At 70.8% G+C, this 19373-nt stretch carries 19 protein-coding genes, 1 pseudogene and 1 riboswitch; of the genes and pseudogenes, 9 read left to right on the forward strand and 11 right to left on the reverse strand.

What is annotated here, in order from left to right; translation table 11 throughout:
• Positions 1-487: 487 nt before the first annotated feature.
• Both ACIBK0_RS08190 and ACIBK0_RS08195 read right to left on the reverse strand, forming a co-directional pair.
• Entirely contained in the window at positions 488-1954 is a 1467-nt protein-coding gene (locus ACIBK0_RS08190; RefSeq protein ID WP_399076919.1) for a metallophosphoesterase, read from the reverse strand.
• Between the two features lie 31 nt (positions 1955-1985).
• On the reverse strand, positions 1986-2228 hold the full coding sequence (locus tag ACIBK0_RS08195; RefSeq protein WP_399076921.1) for an SCO4848 family membrane protein: 243 nt from the start codon (positions 2226-2228) through the stop codon (positions 1986-1988).
• A 91-nt stretch (positions 2229-2319) separates the two neighbouring features.
• Here ACIBK0_RS08195 and ACIBK0_RS08200 point away from each other — a divergent pair, with 91 nt between their 5' ends.
• Positions 2320-3591 (forward strand): D-alanyl-D-alanine carboxypeptidase family protein, encoded by a 1272-nt coding sequence (locus ACIBK0_RS08200; protein ID WP_399076923.1) that lies wholly within the window; start codon positions 2320-2322, stop codon positions 3589-3591.
• Here ACIBK0_RS08200 and ACIBK0_RS08205 read toward each other — a convergent pair.
• The 4 genes from ACIBK0_RS08205 to ACIBK0_RS08220 all read right to left on the reverse strand — a co-directional run bounded on the left by ACIBK0_RS08205 (position 3545) and on the right by ACIBK0_RS08220 (position 6619).
• Positions 3545-4612: a YihY/virulence factor BrkB family protein gene (locus ACIBK0_RS08205; RefSeq protein WP_399076925.1), complete on the reverse strand. Its 1068-nt coding sequence runs from the start codon at positions 4610-4612 to the stop codon at positions 3545-3547. The genes ACIBK0_RS08200 and ACIBK0_RS08205 overlap by 47 nt on opposite strands.
• Entirely contained in the window at positions 4600-4998 is a 399-nt protein-coding gene (locus ACIBK0_RS08210) for a GtrA family protein (protein ID WP_399077358.1), read from the reverse strand. Before ACIBK0_RS08210 ends, ACIBK0_RS08205 begins: the two co-directional genes overlap by 13 nt.
• 173 nt (positions 4999-5171) lie before the next feature.
• Positions 5172-6116 (reverse strand): decaprenyl-phosphate phosphoribosyltransferase, encoded by a 945-nt coding sequence (locus ACIBK0_RS08215; protein WP_399076927.1) that lies wholly within the window; start codon positions 6114-6116, stop codon positions 5172-5174.
• Positions 6113-6619, reverse strand: a complete 507-nt coding sequence (locus ACIBK0_RS08220) for a phosphatase PAP2 family protein (protein WP_399077360.1) — start codon at positions 6617-6619, stop codon at positions 6113-6115. Before ACIBK0_RS08220 ends, ACIBK0_RS08215 begins: the two co-directional genes overlap by 4 nt.
• Before the next feature lie 202 nt (positions 6620-6821).
• Here ACIBK0_RS08220 and ACIBK0_RS08225 point away from each other — a divergent pair, with 202 nt between their 5' ends.
• Together ACIBK0_RS08225 and ACIBK0_RS08230 are read left to right on the forward strand one after the other, a co-directional pair.
• Positions 6822-8171 (forward strand): FAD-binding protein, encoded by a 1350-nt coding sequence (locus ACIBK0_RS08225; protein ID WP_399076929.1) that lies wholly within the window; start codon positions 6822-6824, stop codon positions 8169-8171.
• 150 nt (positions 8172-8321) lie between these two features.
• Entirely contained in the window at positions 8322-9077 is a 756-nt protein-coding gene (locus tag ACIBK0_RS08230; protein WP_399076931.1) for a decaprenylphospho-beta-D-erythro-pentofuranosid-2-ulose 2-reductase, read from the forward strand.
• 106 nt (positions 9078-9183) lie between these two features.
• Here ACIBK0_RS08230 and ACIBK0_RS08235 read toward each other — a convergent pair whose 3' ends face one another.
• Positions 9184-9765: a 2'-5' RNA ligase family protein gene (locus ACIBK0_RS08235; protein ID WP_399076933.1), complete on the reverse strand. Its 582-nt coding sequence runs from the start codon at positions 9763-9765 to the stop codon at positions 9184-9186.
• Positions 9766-10003: 238 nt separating this feature from the next.
• On the reverse strand, positions 10004-11017 hold the full coding sequence (gene trpS, locus ACIBK0_RS08240; RefSeq protein WP_399076935.1) for a tryptophan--tRNA ligase: 1014 nt from the start codon (positions 11015-11017) through the stop codon (positions 10004-10006).
• 99 nt (positions 11018-11116) lie between these two features.
• Here trpS and ACIBK0_RS08245 point away from each other — a divergent pair, with 99 nt between their 5' ends.
• The 4 genes from ACIBK0_RS08245 (at position 11117) to ACIBK0_RS08260 (ending at position 14231) form a co-directional block, all read left to right on the forward strand.
• Positions 11117-11731, forward strand: a complete 615-nt coding sequence (locus ACIBK0_RS08245) for an RNA polymerase sigma factor (protein WP_399076937.1) — start codon at positions 11117-11119, stop codon at positions 11729-11731.
• Positions 11724-12590: a hypothetical protein gene (locus ACIBK0_RS08250; protein WP_399076939.1), complete on the forward strand. Its 867-nt coding sequence runs from the start codon at positions 11724-11726 to the stop codon at positions 12588-12590. Before ACIBK0_RS08245 ends, ACIBK0_RS08250 begins: the two co-directional genes overlap by 8 nt.
• Before the next feature lie 115 nt (positions 12591-12705).
• Positions 12706-13434, forward strand: a complete 729-nt coding sequence (locus tag ACIBK0_RS08255) for a hypothetical protein (protein ID WP_399076941.1) — start codon at positions 12706-12708, stop codon at positions 13432-13434.
• A gap of 59 nt (positions 13435-13493) precedes the next feature.
• Positions 13494-14231 carry a hypothetical protein gene (locus tag ACIBK0_RS08260; protein ID WP_399076943.1) on the forward strand — a complete coding sequence of 246 codons (738 nt, stop codon included), beginning with the start codon at positions 13494-13496 and terminating at the stop codon, positions 14229-14231.
• 21 nt (positions 14232-14252) lie between these two features.
• Here ACIBK0_RS08260 and ACIBK0_RS08265 read toward each other — a convergent pair whose 3' ends face one another.
• Positions 14253-15698, reverse strand: coding sequence for a glycine hydroxymethyltransferase (locus tag ACIBK0_RS08265; RefSeq protein WP_399076945.1), 1446 nt, complete (start codon positions 15696-15698; stop codon positions 14253-14255).
• A 31-nt stretch (positions 15699-15729) separates the two neighbouring features.
• Positions 15730-15817, reverse strand: a riboswitch (ZMP/ZTP riboswitch).
• A gap of 157 nt (positions 15818-15974) precedes the next feature.
• On the opposite strand from ACIBK0_RS08265, the gene rocD reads away from it, so the two are divergent.
• On the forward strand, positions 15975-17189 hold the full coding sequence (gene rocD / locus ACIBK0_RS08270; protein ID WP_399076947.1) for an ornithine--oxo-acid transaminase: 1215 nt from the start codon (positions 15975-15977) through the stop codon (positions 17187-17189).
• Positions 17190-17326: 137 nt separating this feature from the next.
• On the opposite strand, the pseudogene ACIBK0_RS08275 reads toward rocD, so the two are convergent.
• Both ACIBK0_RS08275 and ACIBK0_RS08280 read right to left on the reverse strand, forming a co-directional pair.
• Positions 17327-17926 (reverse strand): annotated as a pseudogene (locus tag ACIBK0_RS08275) (glutathionylspermidine synthase family protein); the annotation flags it as partial.
• A gap of 1 nt (position 17927) precedes the next feature.
• Complete coding sequence (locus ACIBK0_RS08280) at positions 17928-18278, reverse strand: hypothetical protein (protein WP_399076949.1); 351 nt, start codon at positions 18276-18278, stop codon at positions 17928-17930.
• Between the two features lie 182 nt (positions 18279-18460).
• On the opposite strand from ACIBK0_RS08280, the gene ACIBK0_RS08285 reads away from it, so the two are divergent.
• Positions 18461-19285 (forward strand): hypothetical protein, encoded by an 825-nt coding sequence (locus tag ACIBK0_RS08285; RefSeq protein ID WP_399077362.1) that lies wholly within the window; start codon positions 18461-18463, stop codon positions 19283-19285.
• Positions 19286-19373: the final 88 nt, after the last annotated feature.

Raw genomic sequence — 19373 nt, forward strand, 5'->3', positions numbered from 1 at the left:
GTTTCACCTCCGGACGGCGCCAGGGCGTCTCCACCTGTCGCACTGCCTGCAGAAGTGGTTCCGGGCCTCTCCCGCCGGGAGCTCCAGTGACTCGGCGACTCACCACGCACGACGCTCGCCTCGTCGACCGATTTCGTCAACTTCACAGGTACGTCGGCCAGTTGACTCACTGCCTCATCACCCAGGCCATCGCGGAGCAGCGCCTCGCGCACATGGCGGGTCCCCGCATCCCGTTGCTCACGCGCCCCGGCCGGCTACCGTTGCGTCGGCTGCCCCCGCACGATGCCCATCTGCACCACTCCGCGCCGCGCACGGACACCTTCGCCGCGGCCAGAAGGCGACTGGCGGAGAACTGGCCACCCCTTGACGCCGCCGAGCACAGCCGCGTACCGCGGCACCTCGGCCCTGCCGACACCGCTTCCCATGGGCTCGTGACACCGCGCGCGCCCCGTTCCGACCAGAGGCCCGGCAGAGGTCTGCCCTCGGCTCAGGCCTGCCGCGAGGCCAGCTCCACGACCGTGATGTCCGAGGGAGCACCCACCCGGGTCGGCGGCCCCCAGGCCCCCGCACCCCGGGACACGTACAACTGCGTGTCCCCGTACCGCTCCAGCCCGGCAAGCGTCGGATTGGCGGCGCCGGCGATGAAATTCCCCGGCCACAACTGCCCGCCGTGCGTGTGCCCGGACAGCTGAAGATCGACTCCGTGCCGCACGGCCTCATGAATCTGCACCGGCTGATGCGCGAGCAGCACACACGCCCGCGATGTGTCCCGGTCCCCGAGCGCCTTGCCGAAGTCGGGCGCCTGCCCCTCGCTCTCCCCCTGTACATCATTCACGCCCGCGAGATCGAATCCGGCCAACTCGGTACGCGCGTTCTCCAGAGGATGGATCCCCAGCCCCCGTACTTCCCGGACCCACTGCTCGGCCCCGGAGAAGTACTCATGATTACCCGTGACGAAGTACGACCCGAAACGCGACCGAAGCCGTGCAAGCGGCGCAGCCGCCGGACCGAGGTCCTTCACGCTGCCGTCGACGAGATCGCCGACCACCGCGATGAGATCGGGCTGTGTGGAGTTGATGGTGTCGACGACCTTCTGGGCAAAGCCGCGCCCCAGCACCGGCCCCAGATGAATGTCACTGACGACAGCGATGCGAAACCCATGAGCCGACCGCGGCAACTTGGCCAACGGCACCGTGACCCGCTTCACCCTGGGCCCGCGCAGAACGCCATAGGTCCCGTACCCCACGGTCCCCACAGCGGCAGCCGCAGCCGCCCCACCCACCATCCGGGAGACGAAGAGCCGACGCGAGGGGGAACCGGTACTCGACGGGGGACGGCCCGCACCCGCCGATGCGGCCGAAGGCGACGCGCCGGAAGGTCCGCCCGCAGCGGCCGGCGCATCAACACCGGCCTCTTGGAACCCGGCCGATTCCGCGCCGGGCCGAGGACGGATGCTCCGGCGCGGCCCCGACTCACCCTCGACGGCAGGGACAGACGAGACGGCTGCCGCAGAGGCACCGCCGGACGAGACGGCAGACGCAGACGCAGCGCCGGACGAGACGGCAGACGCAGAGGCACCGCCGGACGAGACGGCAGACGTAGCCGAGTCGACACGCGCGGACGAGACGACCGCCCGCCGCTCGACCACCCGCCGCACCACCGGCCGTACGAGTTCCCCCACCACCAGCGCGAGCACCAGGTAGATCGCCAGCGCCATCCACAGGAACCCGGGCCAGGCCAGCACCCGCTGAAGCCAGAACGGCGCCCCGGCCCGCTCACTCGCGACGGCCCCGAACATCAGCAGGGGCCCGGCGACGAAGACGGCCGCGCCCACCCGACGGGCCACCCCGGGCCCTGACGTGGTGTCGCGCACCAGGCGCCGCCACGCGTACCAGTGCAGCGCGCCGAGCACGGCCAGCGCAACCAGGCCCACCAGCACAAAGACGATGACCATGACGCCGTATCCCCCGGTTGCCGTATCCGCGTTATGACGTCTGGCGCAAAGCGCGCACCCCGCGCAACCCGATCACGCCGACGACCGTCCCCAAGACAAAGGAGACGACGGCGAGCGTCAGGTGCACCCAGAAGTACGCCGTCGGATCCCCCGCGTCGTTGAACGCGAGCCCGCTGCCGTCCTTCCACAGGTTCTTGACGAAAGTGATCCAGATGACCCAGCTCCACACCCCGAAGGCGAGCAGGAACCAGGAGACGGGGCGGCTGAGCTTCATGGGTCCAGTATCACCGCCGCCGGCCGGGGCCCGGCGCCGGGGTGGAGAGGGTGATAGGACTTCACGCCCCACGCCCTGTACTTTCTCGACCGTGCCCGCCACCAAAAAGACCGCCAAGCGATCCTTGCTGGTCACTTCCGCCACCCTGTTGTCCCTTTCGCTCGCCGCGCCCGCGTTCGCTGACGCGAGTCCGACAGCGAGTCCGACCACGACCCCGTCGGCCACTCCCCCGGCGAACATGTCGACCGTCGGCGGCGAGCGGCTGGGCCAGGCCGGCACGCAGGTGAATCTCGGCACCGGCGCTCCCGTCCTGCCCAAGGACCTCACCGCGCGCTCCTGGATCGTCGCCGACGCCGAGTCCGGCGACATCCTGGCCGCCCACAACGCGCACTGGCGGCTGCCCCCGGCGAGCACCCTGAAGATGCTCTTCGCCGACACGGTGCTGCCGAAGTTCCCCAGGACGATGAAGCACAAGGTGGTCTCCTCCGACCTCGCGGGCATCGGCGCGGGCTCCAGCATGGTGGGGATAAAGGAGAACGAGACCTACACCGTCCACGACCTGTGGCTCGGCGTCTTCCTGCGCTCGGGCAACGACGCCGTGCACGTGCTGTCCCAGATGAACGAGGGCATCGACCAGACGGTCAAGGACATGCAGGCTCACGCCGAGGAGCTCCAGGCCCTCGACACGCACGTGGTCAGCCCGGACGGCTATGACGCGAAGGGCCAGGTGTCGTCGGCGTACGACCTGACGCTGTTCGCCCGCTCCGGGCTGCAGAAGAAGGACTTCCGGGAGTACTGCTCGACGGTGCGGGCCGAGTTCCCGGGCGGGACCACAAAGAACGAAAAGGGCAAAACGGACCGCGAAACCTTCGAGATCCAGAACACCAACCGCCTCCTGACCGGCGACAGCGACATCTCCACGTACCAGGGAATCGCGGGCGTGAAGAACGGCAACACCACCAACGCGGGCGCCACCTTCACCGGTGTCGCCGAGCGGGGCGGCAAGGTGCTGCTCGTCACGGTCATGAACCCGGAGAAGAACGAGCACAACGAGGTCTACAAGGAGACCGCGAAGCTATTCGACTGGGGCTTCCAGGCCACGGGCAACGTCGAGCCGGTGGGTGAGCTGGTGCCGCCGAGGAGCATCGACACCACCGCGCCGCCGGGCGCGAACGCCTCCAGCCCCGGCGCGGACGACGCGTCCACGAAGCCGGTGGCGGCCGCCTCCGCCGCGAAGGGCGGTTCGAGCGGCATCGGCATGGCGCTGGCCATCACGGGCGGCTCCCTCGTCCTGCTCGCGGCAGGTGCCTTCCTCGTCAACCGCCGCTGGCCGCTGCCGGATCTGATGCGCCGTCGCCGCTGACCACCGGGGCCGCCGGGTCCGCGCGGTCCGGCGGGACCGGCGGGACCGGCGGGACCGATCGATCCGGCGGGACCGGCGGGACCGCCCGGTCCGCCCGGTCCGCCCGGTCCGCCCGGTCCGATCGACCCGCCCGGTCCGCCGGGTCCGATCGATCCGCCGGGTCCAGCGGGGACTCATCGCTCTGCGTCGCCGTCCAGGAGGCGCAGAACAGCAGCAGTTTCGCGGTGAAGTTGATCCACAGCAGCAGCGCGATCGGCACCCCGAACGCGCCGTACATGCTCTTCGACGCGACACCCCGCATATAGCCGCTGAGCAGCAGCTTGAGCAGCTCGAACCCGGCGGCTCCGATCAGCGCGGCGACGATCAGCCGACGCCGCGGCGGCTGGACGCCGGGCAGCAGCGTGAGGAGGTACAGCAGGAGCAGGAAGGCGGCGAGTACGGCGACGGCGAACGCGGCGGCCCGCAGCAGCACGCTCCCCCAGCCGTGCTCGTCGATGTCGAGCTGCCGGGTCGTCCACCCCACCGCCGTGGACGCCACGGTGGAGGCGGCGACGGTGACGAGCGCGGCGCCGCCGAGCCCGACCAGTACGCCCCCGTCCTTGAGCTTGCGCAGGAAGGGGTTCTCCTCGCTGTCGGGCAGCTCCCAGACCGCGCGCAGGCACTCCCGCATCGAGCCGACCCAGCCGATGCCGGTGAACAGCAGTACGGCGCCCGCGATCAGGCCGATCGTGCCGGCGTTCTGGACGAGGCCTTGGATGTCCAGCTGGTCGGAGATACCGGGAACCTGCTCGGCGAGCTTGTCCTGAAGGTCCTTCTGCTGGCTGGTGCTGAGCGTGGCGGCGGCGATCGCCGCGCCGACGGTCAGCAGCGGGAAGAGCGCCACGAAACTGATGAAGGTCATCGCGGCGGCGAGCCGCGTCCACTTCACCCGGTCCAGACGCTCGTACGACCGCCACGCGTGCGTGGCCATCAGGCGGGTGACCAAGGGCCCCACGCCGGGAAGCTTTTTCAGCCAGTCCATGATCCGACTCTGCCCTCGCCTCGCACACCTCGAACGCCCCGGAAAACCAATGTCCGAGTACCCCAAAAACGCAGGACAGTGGCGAGCGCCATGCCGATTCCGGCGCCCGAGACGGTGTCCGCGCGCTGCGAGGTGAACCCGAGGCCGTAGTGGCTGACGGCGATGCACAGCAGCTGGACGAGGGCGCCCGCGATGTTCACCGCGAAGAAGATCAGGTACTGGCGCGGGCCGCGCGCGGCCGTGTGCCGGTAAGTGCCGAGGGCGTTGCCCGCGTACGCCACCGAGCAACCCGCGACGAAGCTCAGCGCCTTGGCGGTCAGCGGGTCGAGGCCCACGGGGCCGCGCAGCCAGACGAAGAGGCCGAGGTCGGCGGCGTAGGCGAGGATTCCGGTGGTGGCGAAGCCGAGGAGTTCCTGCGCGAGTCGCCTCCGGGCGACGGGCTTGTGAGCGACCGGCTCCGGGGCAACCGGCTCCGGGGCGACCGGTTTCAGTGAGACCGGCCCTTGGGCGACCGGTTTCCCTGACACCGGCTCCCCCGAGACCGGCCCCTCGGCGACGCTCACCAGTTCGCCACGGCGAGGCCGTACATCGCCAGCCACACCAGCCCGATGAGCGCGAGCGCACGGTCGTGAAGGACCACGTCCTCGGGCTCGCCCGCCGTGCCCCGGTCGGCGAAGACGGCGTACCGCAGGATGGCCAGGATGAAGGCGACCATGGACAACTGCCGCCAGGGCAGCAGACCGGCGCTGGGCACACCGCCCTCCTCCAGGGCCCACAGGCAGTAGCCGAGGACGGAGACTCCGGCGGCCAGCTGCCAGACGAAGCGCAGGTAGCCGGTGGTGTATTCGGTGAGCAACGCGCGCGTGGCGCCCGCTTTCCCGGCCATCTGCACGGCCTCGGAGTAACGCTTCGCCGACACCATGAACAGCGCCCCGAAGCCGGTGGTGATCAGGAACCAGCGCGAGAGCGGGATGCCGAGGGCGAGACCGCCGATCATCGCGCGCATGAGGAACCCGGTCGTGACGACGGCGAGGTCCACCACCAGGACGTGCTTCAGGCTGACGCAGTACGCCAGTTGCATGCCGATGTACGCCGTCAGCAGCGCGGCGACGGCCGGCGAGCAGAGCCAGGCGGCGGCACCCGGCGCGAGGAGCGCGAGGACGCCCCCGACCGCGTACGCGGCTGCGACGGGGACCTGGCCCGCGGCGACCGGGCGGTGGCGCTTGACCGGGTGGGCGCGGTCGGCGGCGGCGTCCCGGGCGTCGTTGATCAGGTACACGGCGGCGGCGCAGGCCGTGAACAGCACGAAGACGAGCGCGAGTTGGGTGCCCGCGTGCCGGGAGAAGAGCTGGCCCGCGGCGGCCGGCGCCGCCACCACCAGCAGGTTCTTCACCCACTGTCGGGGGCGGGTGGTCTTGAGCAGGCCCCGGACGACGCCGGTGACGCCCTTCGCGGATGCCGCAGCGGCCGGTGCGCGCTCCAGGAGTGCCGTGCGCTCAGTCATTGACCGACCCCGACCCAGCGTGCGCCCAGGCGGGCTGTCAGGGCCCCCAGGGCGGCTCCTGCGGCGATGTCGGACGGGTAGTGGACCCCGACGACCATCCGTGAGACGCACATCGCGGCGGCGAGCGGGGAAACCACATGCGCGCCGAGCGCGCCGTAGGCGACCGCAGCGGCCGCCGCGGACGTGGCGTGCGAGCTCGGGAAGGAGTGCCGTCCGGCCGTGCGCACCAACGGCACCACGTGCGCGGGGCGCGGGCGGCGCACGATGCGCTTCACCCCCATGCTGGCGAGGTGCGCGGTAGTGGTGAGCGCCGTCGCGCGCAACCAGGCGCCCCGCCGTTCACGGTCGACGGCCGCCCCCGCCAGCCCCGCCGCGAGCCACAGCGCGCCGTGTTCCCCGCTCCAGGACAGGGCACGCGCGACTGCCGCGATGCGCGGATCCCTGCCGCACTCGTGGACTGCCGACAACAGTCGGCGATCCATGCCGTCGAACCCGCGGTCCATGCCGTCGAGCCGGCGGTCCCTGTCCCTGTCCCTGTAGTCATGGTCGTCAAGGTCGTCCATGTGATCTCACTCTTCTAGGGAGTGGCCGCAGAATTACGGCAATGTAGGACGACATCCCATTAATCACCCATTTCGGTGAGGAGCCGTGAGGGCCGGCGAGATTGGGGCGTTATGCACCCTTACCGACGCTACGGTCACGGTCATGCCTGCCGACACCGTCTCCGTCACGGGTTGGGGCCGCACCGCCCCGACCACCGCCCGTCTGGTCCGCCCGCGCACCTACGAGGAGGCGGCGGCGGCCGTCCGGGGGTGCGGGACACGCGGAGGCATCCCCCGGGGACTCGGACGGGCCTACGGGGACGCCGCGCAGAACGCGGGCGGAGCCGTGCTCGACATGACGGGCCTGGACCGGATCCACGCGATCGACGCGGACGGCGGCACCGTCCTGTGCGACGCGGGGGTGTCCCTGCACCGGCTCATGGAAGTCCTGCTCCCGCTCGGCTGGTTCGTGCCGGTCACGCCCGGGACCCGCTATGTGACCGTCGGCGGCGCGATCGGCGCGGACATCCACGGCAAGAACCACCATGTGTCGGGCTCGTTCGCCCGGCACGTTCTCTCCTTCGAGCTGCTGACCGCGGACGGCGGGATCCATACGGTCGGCCGGGGCACGCCCCTCTTCGACGCCACCGCGGGCGGCATGGGCCTGACCGGCGTGATCCTCACGGCGACCGTCCGGCTCCAGCCCGTCGCGACCTCGCTGATGTCCGTCGACACGGAACGCGCCGCGGACCTCGACGACTTGATGGCCCGCCTCGCCGCCACGGACCACAACTACCGGTACTCGGTGGCCTGGATCGACCTGCTCGCACGCGGGACGTCGATGGGGCGCTCGGTGCTGACCCGCGGCGATCACGCGCCGCTGGACGCCCTGCCCGCACGCGCGCGTAGGCACCCCCTGGCGTTCCGCCCCGCGCAGTTCCCGTCCGCGCCCGCCTTCCTGCCGGAGGGGCTCCTGGGGCGCACGACTGTGGGCCTCTTCAATGAGCTCTGGTACCGGAAGGCGCCACGCGCGCGCGGCGGAGAGCTGCAGAAGATCTCGACCTTCTTCCACCCCCTCGACGGGGTGCCGCACTGGAACCGCGTCTACGGGCGGGGCGGCTTCGTGCAGTACCAGTTCGTCGTCGGATACGGACAGGAGGAGGCCCTTCGCCGGATCGTGCAGCGCATCTCCGTACGCCGCTGCCCGTCCTTCCTCGCCGTCCTGAAGCGCTTCGGAGAGGGCGATCCGGGCTGGCTGTCCTTCCCCATGCCGGGCTGGACCCTCGCCCTGGACATCCCCGCGAACCTGCCGGGGCTCGGCTCCTTCCTCGACGAGCTGGACGAGGAGGTGGCCGCGGCCGACGGGCGGGTGTACCTCGCCAAGGACGCACGGCTGCGGCCCGAACTACTGGCCGAGATGTATCCGCGGCTCGGTGAATTCCGTTCCCTGCGACGGGAGTTGGACCCCCAAGGCGTCTTCACGTCGGACCTGTCCCGCCGCCTCGGTCTTTAGTCCCCCCGGTCTTTGGCCCCTCGATCTTTGGTCCCCTCAGTCTTTGGCCCCTCGATCTATGGCCCCCTCCGCCTCCGGCCCCCGCGCTCCGCAGTCCCTCCGATCTCCCCTCGCCCCCGTCTCTGGTCGCACCAGCCCCTAGGAGCTGTCATGAAGGACGCCTTCGGTCTCCCCCAGTCCCTGCTGATCCTCGGCGGCACGTCCGAGATCGCGCTGGCCACCGCGCGCCGTCTGATCGTCCGGCGCACCCGCACGGTGTGGCTCGCGGGACGCCCGTCCGCCGCCCTGGAGCAAGCCGCCGAGCAACTGCGCGGGATGGGCGCGGACGCCCGTACCGTCGCCTTCGACGCCCTCGACTGCGAGTCCCACGAGACCGCGCTCGGCAAGGTCTTCGCGGAGGGCGACGTCGACATGGTGCTGCTGGCGTTCGGCGTGCTCGGCGACCAGGCGCGGGACGAGAACGAGCCCGTGTCGGCGGTACGCGTGGCGCAGACCAACTACACGGGTGCGGTGTCGGCCGGTCTGGTGTGCGCGCGGGCCCTCCAGACACAGGGACACGGCTCCCTGGTGGTGCTCTCCTCGGTCGCCGGCGAGCGCGCCCGGCGCTCCAACTTCATCTACGGCTCCAGCAAGGCGGGCCTGGACGCCTTCGCGCAGGGCCTGGGCGACGCGCTGCACGGCACGGGCGTGCACGTGATGGTCGTACGCCCCGGGTTCGTCCGTACGAGGATGACGGCGGGCCTGCCCCAGGCACCGCTGGCCACCACTCCGGAGGCGGTCGCGACGGCCGTGGAGACGGGGCTGCGACGCCGGTCGGAGACGGTGTGGGTACCCGGAGCGCTGCGTCTGGTGATGGCGGCACTGCGGCACGTTCCCCGGCCGGTGTTCCGGCGGCTGCCGATCTGACGATCCGGGACCGCCGGCCGGTGGGCTGCCGATCTCACCTCCACCGAGGGGTCGTGCCGGCGGAGCCTACTGCCGGTCGCACAGGAGGATCCTGCCGAGGAGTGTCCTAACGGGCCGGCAGCGTGGTGTCCCGCTCCGGGGCGCCCGCCTGAGGGGGCACCACGGCGCTGCCGAAGTCGAACTCGCGCAGCTTGCGCCAGACGCCGTCCGCGCCCTGTTCGTAGAGGGCGAACCCGGTGCAGGGCCACTCGGCCTCGTACCCGGACAGCGCCTCGTAGGCCCGGTCCATCGACTCGTCGTCGATGCCGTGCGCCACCGTGACGTGCGGGTGGTACGGGAACTGGAGCTCACGCGCGACCGGCCCTGAGGCGTCCCGGACCTGCTTCTGCAACCAGGTGCAGGCCTCGGCACCCTCGACGACCCGCACGTACACGACGGGCGACAGGGGGCGGAAGGTGCCCGTGCCGGACAACCGCATGGGGAAGGGGCGCCCGGTGCCCGCGACCTCGACGAGATGCGCCTCGATCGCCGGCAGCGCCGAGTCGTCGACCTCCGTCGGCGGCAGCAGCGTGACGTGCGTGGGGATGCCGGAAGCCGCGGGGTCGCCGAAGCCCGCGCGCCGCTCCTGGAGCAGGCTGCCGTAAGGCTCCGGGACCGCGATCGACACGCCGATCGTTACGGTCCCCACGTCGTCTCCTGTCGTTGTTTCGAAGGTTCGCTGTCTTTGAAGGTCCGGTGTTTTCGCGCGGGCAGGGGTGGCTGCTCGGCCTGCCCGGCTTTCGACTGTACGGCGGTGCGGCCCGTCGGCGGCGGTCGTAGGAGTGTCGCGCTCGTCTCGTACTCACTGCCGAACGGGCTGTGGTAGGGGCTGCCGTGCCGTTGCGTATGACAGCGGTTTCGGCTGTCGTACGCAACGGCCCCGGCGGTCAGTGCTTGGCGGGGAGGAAACCGACCCTGTCGTACGCCTGGGAGAGCGTCTCCGCGGCGACGGCACGTGCCTTCTCGGCACCCTTGGCCAGGATCGAGTCGAGCGTCTCCGGGTCGTCCAGATACTGCTGGGTGCGCTCCCGGAACGGCGTCACGAAGTCGACCATGACCTCGGCGAGGTCCGTCTTGAGCGCACCGTAGCCCTTGCCGGTGTAATTCTGCTCCAGTTCCTCGATACCGGTTCCGGTGAGGGTCGAGTAGATGGTCAGCAGGTTGCTGATACCCGGCTTGTGCTCCGTGTCATACCTGATGACGGTGTCCGTGTCGGTGACCGCGCTCTTGACCTTTTTGGCGGTCGCCTTCGGCTCGTCGAGCAGGTTGATGAGGCCCTTGGGCGTCGACGCCGACTTGCTCATCTTGATCGTCGGGTCCTGGAGATCGAAGATCTTCGCCGTCTCCTTGAGGATGTACGGCTTCGGGACCGTGAACGTCTGGCCGAAGCGGCCGTTGAAGCGCTCGGCGAGGTCACGCGTGAGCTCGATGTGCTGGCGCTGGTCCTCGCCGACCGGGACCTCGTTGGCCTGGTACAGCAGGATGTCCGCGACCTGCAGGATCGGGTACGTGAAGAGGCCGACGGAGGCGCGGTCGGCACCCTGCCTGGCGGACTTGTCCTTGAACTGCGTCATGCGGGATGCCTCGCCGAAGCCGGTGAGGCAGTTCATGATCCAGGCCAGCTGGGCGTGCTCGGGGACGTGACTCTGCACGAAGAGCGTGCAGCGCTCCGGGTCGAGACCGGCGGCGAGCAGCTGCGCGGTGGCGAGCCGGGTGTTGGCGCGCAGGTCCGCGGGGTCCTGCGGAACGGTGATCGCGTGCAGGTCGACGACCATGTAGAACGCGTCGTGGGACTCCTGCAGGGCCACCCACTGGCGGACGGCGCCGAGGTAGTTGCCGAGGTGGAACGAGCCTGCGGTGGGCTGGATTCCGGAGAGCACGCGGGGACGATCAGAGGCCATGGGCCCATTCTCTCAGGTGTCGGCGCCCGGTCCGGAACTGGTCGGAAACAGATGTGACACAGGTGGGAACCGATCGGCCTCGGGCGGTGTAGCAAGAGTGTGAGGACGCGGGAGGGGGGCCGCATCGTCGTCGACGAGGCCGTGGTGATCGCACGCGTACGCGCCGGTGAGCCGGAGGCGTACGCGGAGCTGGTCCGTGCCCACACGGGCATCGCGATCAGGGCGGCCAGGGCGCTGGGGGCGGGTGCGGACGCGGAGGACGTGGTGCAGCAGGCCTTCATCAAGGCGTACTGCTCGCTGGGGCGCTTTCGGGACGGCGCGGCGTTCAAGCCGTGGCTGCTCTCGATCGTCGCCAATGAGACGAGGAACACAGTGCGGACGGCGGTGCGCCAGCGGACGCTGGCCGGCCGGGAGGCCGCGTTCACGGAGGCGGACCCGCTGATACCGGAATCGGCGGACCCGGCGGTCGCGGCGCTGGAGATAGAGCGCCGCGCGGCGCTGCTGGCCGCCCTGGACCAGCTGAGCGAGGAGCACCGCCTCGTTGTCACGTACCGCTATCTCCTGGAGATGGACGAGCCGGAGACGGCCCAGGCCCTGGGCTGGCCGCGCGGCACGGTGAAGTCCCGCCTCAACCGCGCCCTGCGCAAGCTGGGCCGGCTGCTGCCGGACTTCGAACCCGGAGAGCCTCGGGAAGGGGGTGATGAGCATGAGTGAGTCGTACGCGGAGGGGGACGCGGAACCTTCCGGTGACCGGGGTCGGGGTGGCCGTGAGGGTGTCTCGCGCCTGCCCGAGGAGCTGCAGGCGCTCGGGCGTTCTCTGGACCAGCCCGGGGCGGCCGGGAGCGAGTCGATGGTCGAGCGCGTGCTGGAGCAGATTCTCGCCGAGCGGATCCCCGTCCCGGTGGCCGAGCCCCGGGGACCGGGCGAGCGGCTCCGGGCGGTGCGCCGCTGGGCTCGCGTGCGCCGGCGCGCGCTGACCGCGGGGCTGTGCGGTGTGCTGACGGTCCTCGTGCTCACGCCTCCGGTGCGCGCCGCCGTCGTCGACTGGTTCGGCTTCGGCGGGGTCGAGGTGCGGTACGACCCGTCGGCGGTGCCCTCGCCCGGGGCCCGGGTGCCGGGGTGCGGTCCTTCGCTGACCTTGGCGCAGGCGGGGCGACGGGCGGGGTTCGAACCTCTCGTGCCCGGCGCTTTCGGCACTCCGGGCGCGGTGACGGTGACGCGCGAGCCGAAGGGGCGGCTCCTGATGAGTCTGTGCTGGCGCGAGCACGGGCACACGGTCCGGCTGAACGAGTATCCGGCGAGCCTGGACCTCGGCTTCTCGAAGACGGTACGGGAGCCACCGGAGTGGGTGTCACTGGGCGGAGACACGGACTACGGCAATCCGGCGCTGTGGTTTCCGAAGCCGCATGTGCTGAGCTTCTGGCTGATCGACGCGGACGGCGACCGCTTCACCCGCTCCGAGCGGACGGCGGGGCCCACGCTGCTGTGGATGCACGAGGGCGAGGTGACCCTCCGGCTCGAGGGGGTGGCGTCCAAGGCGCGGGCAGTGGAGATCGCGAAGTCTCTGAAGTAACCCGAATTCTGGTCGGTGCCGAGTGGGAACCCCGGCGGGTCGAGCGGTGTACCAGAAGTGACACACGGCGTGCGGGCGGGCCGCACGTGGATCGACCGGCTGGTTGGGGGTTCGGATGCGCAGGCTTCGTGAACTGCTCGCGGTGATGGGGGCGTTGGCGGTGGCTCTCGCGGCGATGCTGCTGTGGGCACCGTCCGCGATCGCCGGTGGCCCGACGAGCGTGCTGGTGGTCTCGCCGGAGAGCGCGGAGACCACGGCGTTGTACTACTCGGACCAGGAGTATGGGCAGTTGATGCGCCTGCTGGGCGAGCCCGGCTCGGGCACGCGCGAGGAGCCGCCCGGCCTGGGAGCCGCCGGCGGACATCAGCTCAATGTCACATGGCTGGTCCATGACGTGTCGCCGTGGCGGGTCGACCGCGTCTATCCGGACTCCCCGCGGAGCAAGGACGTCTGGATACACACGACAACGGACCTGCCGAGCATGAACGGCTACTGGCACAGGGCCGAGCACCCGGCCCAAGTGCGGGCGCTGTTCAAGAAGCTCGGCGTACTGGGCAAGCCGTCGCCCGAGGGCGGCGGGGAAATCTTCCCGGCCCCCTGGCAGACGCCGGAGGACTCCAATACGGCACCCGCGCCCGCACCCACCGAACAGGCCCGCACCACGACCGCCGCGGGTGCCACGGCCGACGACGGCACCGACTGGTGGTGGGCGATACCGGGGGCAGCGGCCGGAGCGGTGCTGGCCCTGGTGCTGCGGCCGCTGGTCGCCGGGGTACCGGGAGCTCGGCCTCTGGGCAGGCGAGAGCGCGAGACGGAGCCTCGGCAGGAGCTCCGGGACGTGTGAGGTGCGGGATGCGCGAGGGGACGCGGGACGCACGAAGGGACGGATGACGAGGGGGACGGATGAAGGGAAGCACGGACGACGGGGGCCGGATGAGGTCCCGGGTCGGACGGGCGAGTTCGAGGTTATGGCTCCTGTCTCTGGTTTCCGTGGCGCTGGCCGCGCTCGGTGCACCGGGCGCTCACGCCTCGACGGGCACCGCTTTCCACACGAAGGCCGACACCCCGGATGTGGCCGTGGTCATCGCCGGTGACACGGGGCGGACGACCACCCTGCGCTCGGGAGAGGAGGACTTCGTACGGCTCTGGCGGTTGCTGTCGCCCAGGTACACGGGGACGGAGCGGGTGCCCGAGGCCTGGGTGGCGGGCCGCTTCCCGAAGGTGCGAGCCACGGTGATCTGGGGGCTGACCGGGGTCGGGGGCTGGCCCCGGACCCAGAGGGCGCCCGGCGGCGATGTCGCCATCGAGCGCCAGGACCAGGTGGTCGTAGCGGCGGACGGGACGCCGTGGGTGCGGTCGGATCCCTCGCCCGACGTGGAGGACGACGACATCCGCTGGCATCGGGCACCGCGCTCGGTATTCGAGCAGTTGGCGGAGCAAGGAACGCTGTTCGGCACCGGAAGCGCATCGGTGGCCGACTCGGACCCGCATGCGGTGGAGCATGCGGGGTGGGCGATACCCGGGCTGGCGGCCGGCCTGGCAATCGGAGTCGGCGGCACCCTTCTGATACGCCGCGCGGCGGCCCGGCATGAGACTGCCGGACCGCCGCGGGAACCACGACAGGAGCTGATCGACTTGTAGCCCCGGTGAGTGCCGGGTGCGTCAGCCGAGGTCGATCTCCGGGTAGAGCGGGAAGCCGGCGAGCAGGTCGGTGGCTCGGTGGGCGATCTCGTCGGAGATCTTCGGGTCCAGGACGTGCTGGGCCTTGGACGGGCTGCCCTTGGCGGTGGTGCCGGGCTCTGCGGCGGCGAGGACGCGGTCGATCAGACCGGCGATCTCGTCCATCTCAGCCGTGCCCAGGCCACGGGTGGTCAGCGCGGGCGTGCCGATCCGGATGCCGGACGTGTACCAGGCGCCGTTCGGGTCGGCGGGGATGGCGTTGCGGTTGGTGACGATGCCCGAGTCGAGCAGTGCGGACTCGGCCTGGCGGCCGGTGAGGCCGTAGGAGGAGGCGACGTCGATCAGGTTGAGGTGGTTGTCCGTGCCGCCGGTGACCAGGGTGGCGCCGCGGCGCATCAGGCCTTCGGCGAGGGCGCGGGAGTTGTCGACGACAGCCTGGGCGTACTCGCGGAACTCGGGGCGACGGGCCTCGGCGAGTGCTACGGCCTTGGCGGCCATGACATGGGGAAGGGGGCCACCGAGGACCATCGGGCAGCCGCGGTCGACCTGCTCGGCGAGGGTCTCGTCGCACAGCACCATGCCGCCGCGCGGGCCGCGGAGTGACTTGTGCGTGGTGGTGGTGACGATCTGGGCGTGCGGGATCGGGTCGAAGTCGCCCGTGAGGACCTTGCCCGCGACGAGACCGGCGAAGTGCGCCATGTCGACCATCAGGGTCGCGCCGACCTCGTCCGCGATCTCCCGCATGATGCGGAAGTTCACCAGGCGGGGGTAGGCGGAGTAGCCGGCGACGATGATCAGCGGCTTGAAGTCACGGGCGGAGGCGCGCAGGGCCTCGTAGTCGATGAGGCCGGTGGCGGGGTCGGTGCCGTAGGAACGCTGGTCGAACATCTTGCCGGAGATGTTCGGGCGGAAGCCGTGGGTGAGGTGGCCTCCGGCATCCAGGGACATGCCGAGCATGCGCTGGTTGCCGAAGGCCTGGCGCAGCTCGGCCCAGTCGGCCTCGGAGAGGTCGTTGACGTTGCGGACGCCGGCCCGCTCCAGGGCGGGGGCCTCGACGCGGGCGGCGAGGACGGCCCAGAAGGCGACGAGGTTGGCGTCGATGCCGGAGTGCGGCTGGGCGTAGGCGTGCTCGGCGCCGAAGAGTTCGCGGGCGTGCTCGGCGGCGAGGGCCTCGACGGTGTCGACGTTGCGACAGCCGGCGTAGAAGCGGCGGCCGATGGTGCCCTCGGCGTACTTGTCGCTGAACCAGTTGCCCATGGCCAGGAGGGTGGCCGGGGAGGCGTAGTTCTCGGACGCGATCAGCTTGAGCATGTCGCGCTGGTCGGCGATTTCCTGGCCGATGGCGTCGGCGACCCGGGGCTCCACGGCCCGGATCACGTCGAGAGCGCTGCGGAAGGCGGTGGATTCGGTGGAAAGGGGCTCTGGCATGACGGCCTCCGGACGTGGCGTTCAGCGTTCACGGGTCGGCCCAGGCGCACGGCACACAGTTGCTGGAGCCGCTCCCCGATGGTCGGTCCCATCCCAGCGCGCCAGTCACGGCCCCGTCGGTCAGCCTACCGGGCGCGCCGGACGGCCGGGTTCCCGAGTCCACCATGCGAGCGACGATAGGAAATAGGCCACAAGCCACCCGCCACTCGCGGGCATCACTCCCCCGTGCTCGGGCACGCGCGCCCCTCGTGCCGCACGTCAAGAAACGGAGACCCCGTGACCGCTACGGAGACGACGAAGGCGTTCATCGCCTCGGCCGACGCGCACAGCGCGCACAACTACCACCCGCTGCCGGTCGTCGTGGCGACGGCGGACGGGGCCTGGATGACGGATGTCGAGGGGCGCCGCTTCCTCGACCTGCTGGCCGGATACTCGGCGCTGAATTTCGGCCATGGCAACCGGCGGCTGCTCGACGCGGCGAAGGCACAGCTGGAGCGGGTGACGCTGACGTCGCGGGCCTTCCATCACGACCGGTTCGCGGACTTCTGCCGGGAGCTGGCGGCACTGTGCGGCATGGAGATGGTGCTGCCGATGAACACGGGCGCGGAAGCGGTGGAGAGCGCGGTGAAGACGGCCCGGAAGTGGGGGTACCGGGTCAAGGGCGTCCCGGACGGCAGGGCGAGGATCGTCGTGGCCGGCGACAACTTCCACGGCCGTACGACGACGATCATCAGCTTCTCCACGGACCCGGAGGCGCGGGCGGACTTCGGCCCGTTCACGCCGGGCTTCGACATCGTGCCGTACGGGGATCTGGCGGCGCTGCGCGAGGCGGTCACCGAGGAGACGGTAGCCGTGCTGTTGGAGCCGATTCAGGGCGAGGCGGGGGTGCTGGTGCCGCCGCCCGGCTATCTCCAGGGGGTGCGGGAGGTGACGCGGGAGCGGAATGTCCTGTTCATCGCGGACGAGATCCAGTCGGGCCTGGGCAGGACCGGGCGTACGTTCGCCTGTGAGCACGAGGGTGTGGTGCCCGACATGTATGTGCTCGGCAAGGCGCTCGGTGGTGGGGTCGTCCCCGTTTCGGCAGTGGTGTCCTCCAGCGAGGTGCTCGGGGTGTTCCGGCCCGGGGAGCACGGCTCGACGTTCGGGGGGAATCCGCTGGCCTGTGCGGTGGCGCTCGAGGTGATCGCGATGCTGCGGTCGGGCGAGTTCCAGCGGCGGGCCGCCGAGCTCGGCGAGCATCTGCACCAGGAGCTGGCCCTGCTGACGGACACCGGCCATGTCACACAGGTACGCGGGCGGGGCCTGTGGGCGGGGATCGACATCGCCCCGGCCTACGGCACCGGGCGGGAGATCTCCGAGAAGCTGATGGACCGGGGCGTTCTCGTCAAGGACACCCACGGCGTCACGATCCGGATCGCCCCGCCCCTGGTCATCAGCAAGGAGGACCTGGACTGGGGGCTCGCCCAACTCCGCGGCGTGCTGAGGGCGTAGCGGCTCCGGGCTCTTCAGACTCCCGCACTCTTCGTCTCTTCGACTCTTCGGCTCTTCGGGCTCTTCGGGCTCTTCGGCTCTTCGGCTCTTCGGGCTCTTCGGGCTTTTCGGCTCTTCGGGCTCCCGCGCTCTTCGGGCTAGAGGATGACGTGCGGCAGGAAGCGGGCGTACTCGTCGGTGATCAGGCCGGAGGACTCGCGGATGCCAAGGCCCGCCGACTCGTCCTCCACGACCCAGGCGCCGAGGACGACACGGTTGCCGCCGAAGGCCGGCAGGGGCGCCAGTTCCTGGTAACGGCCGGGCTCTTCGACGCGCACGACCGGGGCGGCACCCGGCTCGTGCACCGTCACCCCCGCACCCTCGCGGCCGAGGAGGGGCTTGGCGACGTACCCCTTGGTGCGCGCCAGTTCGCGTGGGCCGTCGAGGTAGGCCGGGAGCAGGTTCGGGTGATCCGGGTAGAGCTCCCAGAGGATGGCGAGGAGGGCCTTGTTGGAGAGAAGCATCTTCCAGGCGGGCTCGATCCACAGGGTGCTGCCCGTGCCGCCGCCGTTGTCGAGGGTGTCCAGGACGTGGTCGGCGAAACGGTCGGCGGTGAGCCACTCCCGGGGGTTGAGCTTGAAGCAGCTGCGGATGAAGCGGAGTTGGTTGTCGACGAAGCGGCCGGAGAGGGGGTCCCAGCCGATCTCCTCCATGGAGATCCAGTCGGTGTCGAGGCCGGCCTGCTCCGCCGTCTCGCGCTCAGCCGCCGGAGCTGCCCTTGCCGCTGCCGAAGCCGCCGCGGTCGACGCCGCTGCCGTGGCCCCCGCCGCTCGAACTGCCTGATCCCTTGCTGGGATTGGTGAAGGAGCCGCCGTCGACCCAGCCGCTCTTCTTCTTGCCGCCGTAGTACCAGGAGCCGTTGGCCGAGGTCTTGGTGGACTTGCAGTTCTTGTCGGCGACGACCTTGTAGCCCTTGGTGAGGTTGTAGCTGTCGCGGTCGACGCAGCGCTTGTCGGGGTCCGAGGAGCAGGCGGTGAGCGCCGCCGCGAGGAGTCCCATGCCGCCGAGCACGACCGTGCCCGAGCGCAGTTGTCGTCGAGTGTCCGCCATGTCCGTTCCCCGTTGTCGCCGTTGCTTCCGAGCGGTGATCGCCGCTGCTTCTGAGCGATGCGCGTGTGTCCTGTTCAGTTCATTCGCCTGCTGAAGGTGATCAGGTTAGAGATCGCTTACGGGAAGCACGCAGTGGCCCCCCGCGATTCACCGTCCCCTACAGTCACTTCGTGCTCTTTGGAATGATGTGCGCCCTTGGTGCGTCGGTCTGCTTCGGTACGGCGACGGTGTTGCAGGCGATGGCCGCGCGCGCGGCGGCCGACAGCGGGCCGGGCGGCGACACGGCGCTCCTGCTGCGGGCGCTGCGGCAGTGGCGGTATCTGGCGGGGCTCGCACTCGACGGGGTCGGGTTTCTGCTGCAGATCGCCGCGCTGCGGTCGATTCCGATCTACGCGGTCGGGGCAGCGCTCGCCGCGAGTCTCGCCGTGACGGCGGTGGTGGCCTCGTGGCTCCTGCGGGTGCGGTTGAGCCGGGTCGAGTGGGGCTCGGTGGGGGTGGTGTGCGCGGGGCTCGCGATGCTGGGGCTTGCGTCCGGGACGGAGGGGGAGGTGGCGGGGTCCACGGCGTTGAAGTACGCGATGTTGGGCACGGCCGTCGCCGTGCTGATGTTGAGCCTCGCGGGCGGGCGGTTGCCCGAGCGGGGACGGCCGCTCGCCCTCGGGCTGGGTGCCGGGTTCGGGTTCGGGGTGGTCGAGGTGGCGGTGCGGCTCATCGACGACCTCGATCCGGGGGCCTTGCTGAGCAATCCGGCGACGTATGCGCTGCTCCTTGGTGGAGGGGCGGCGTTTTTGCTGCTCACCTCGGCCTTGCAGCGGGGTTCGGTGACGACGGCCACCGCCGGTCTGGTCATCGGGGAGACCATCGGGCCCGCGGTGGTGGGGGTGGTGTGGCTGGGGGACCGCACGCGGGAGGGGCTGTCGTGGCTGGCGGTTCTCGGGTTTGCGGTGGCTGTGGCGGGGGCGTTGGCGCTGGCGCGGTTCGGGGAGGCGCCGGGTGGCGAGGCGTAGGGTTTCTCGCCCCCTCCGCCCCTGCCCGTCCCGTACCAGCCTTTCGGCTGCGGGCCGGTGGGGGCTTGTCGCGCAGTTCCCCGCGCCC

Source organism: Streptomyces sp. NPDC050564 (genome assembly GCF_044457265.1).
GTDB lineage: Bacteria > Actinomycetota > Actinomycetes > Streptomycetales > Streptomycetaceae > Streptomyces.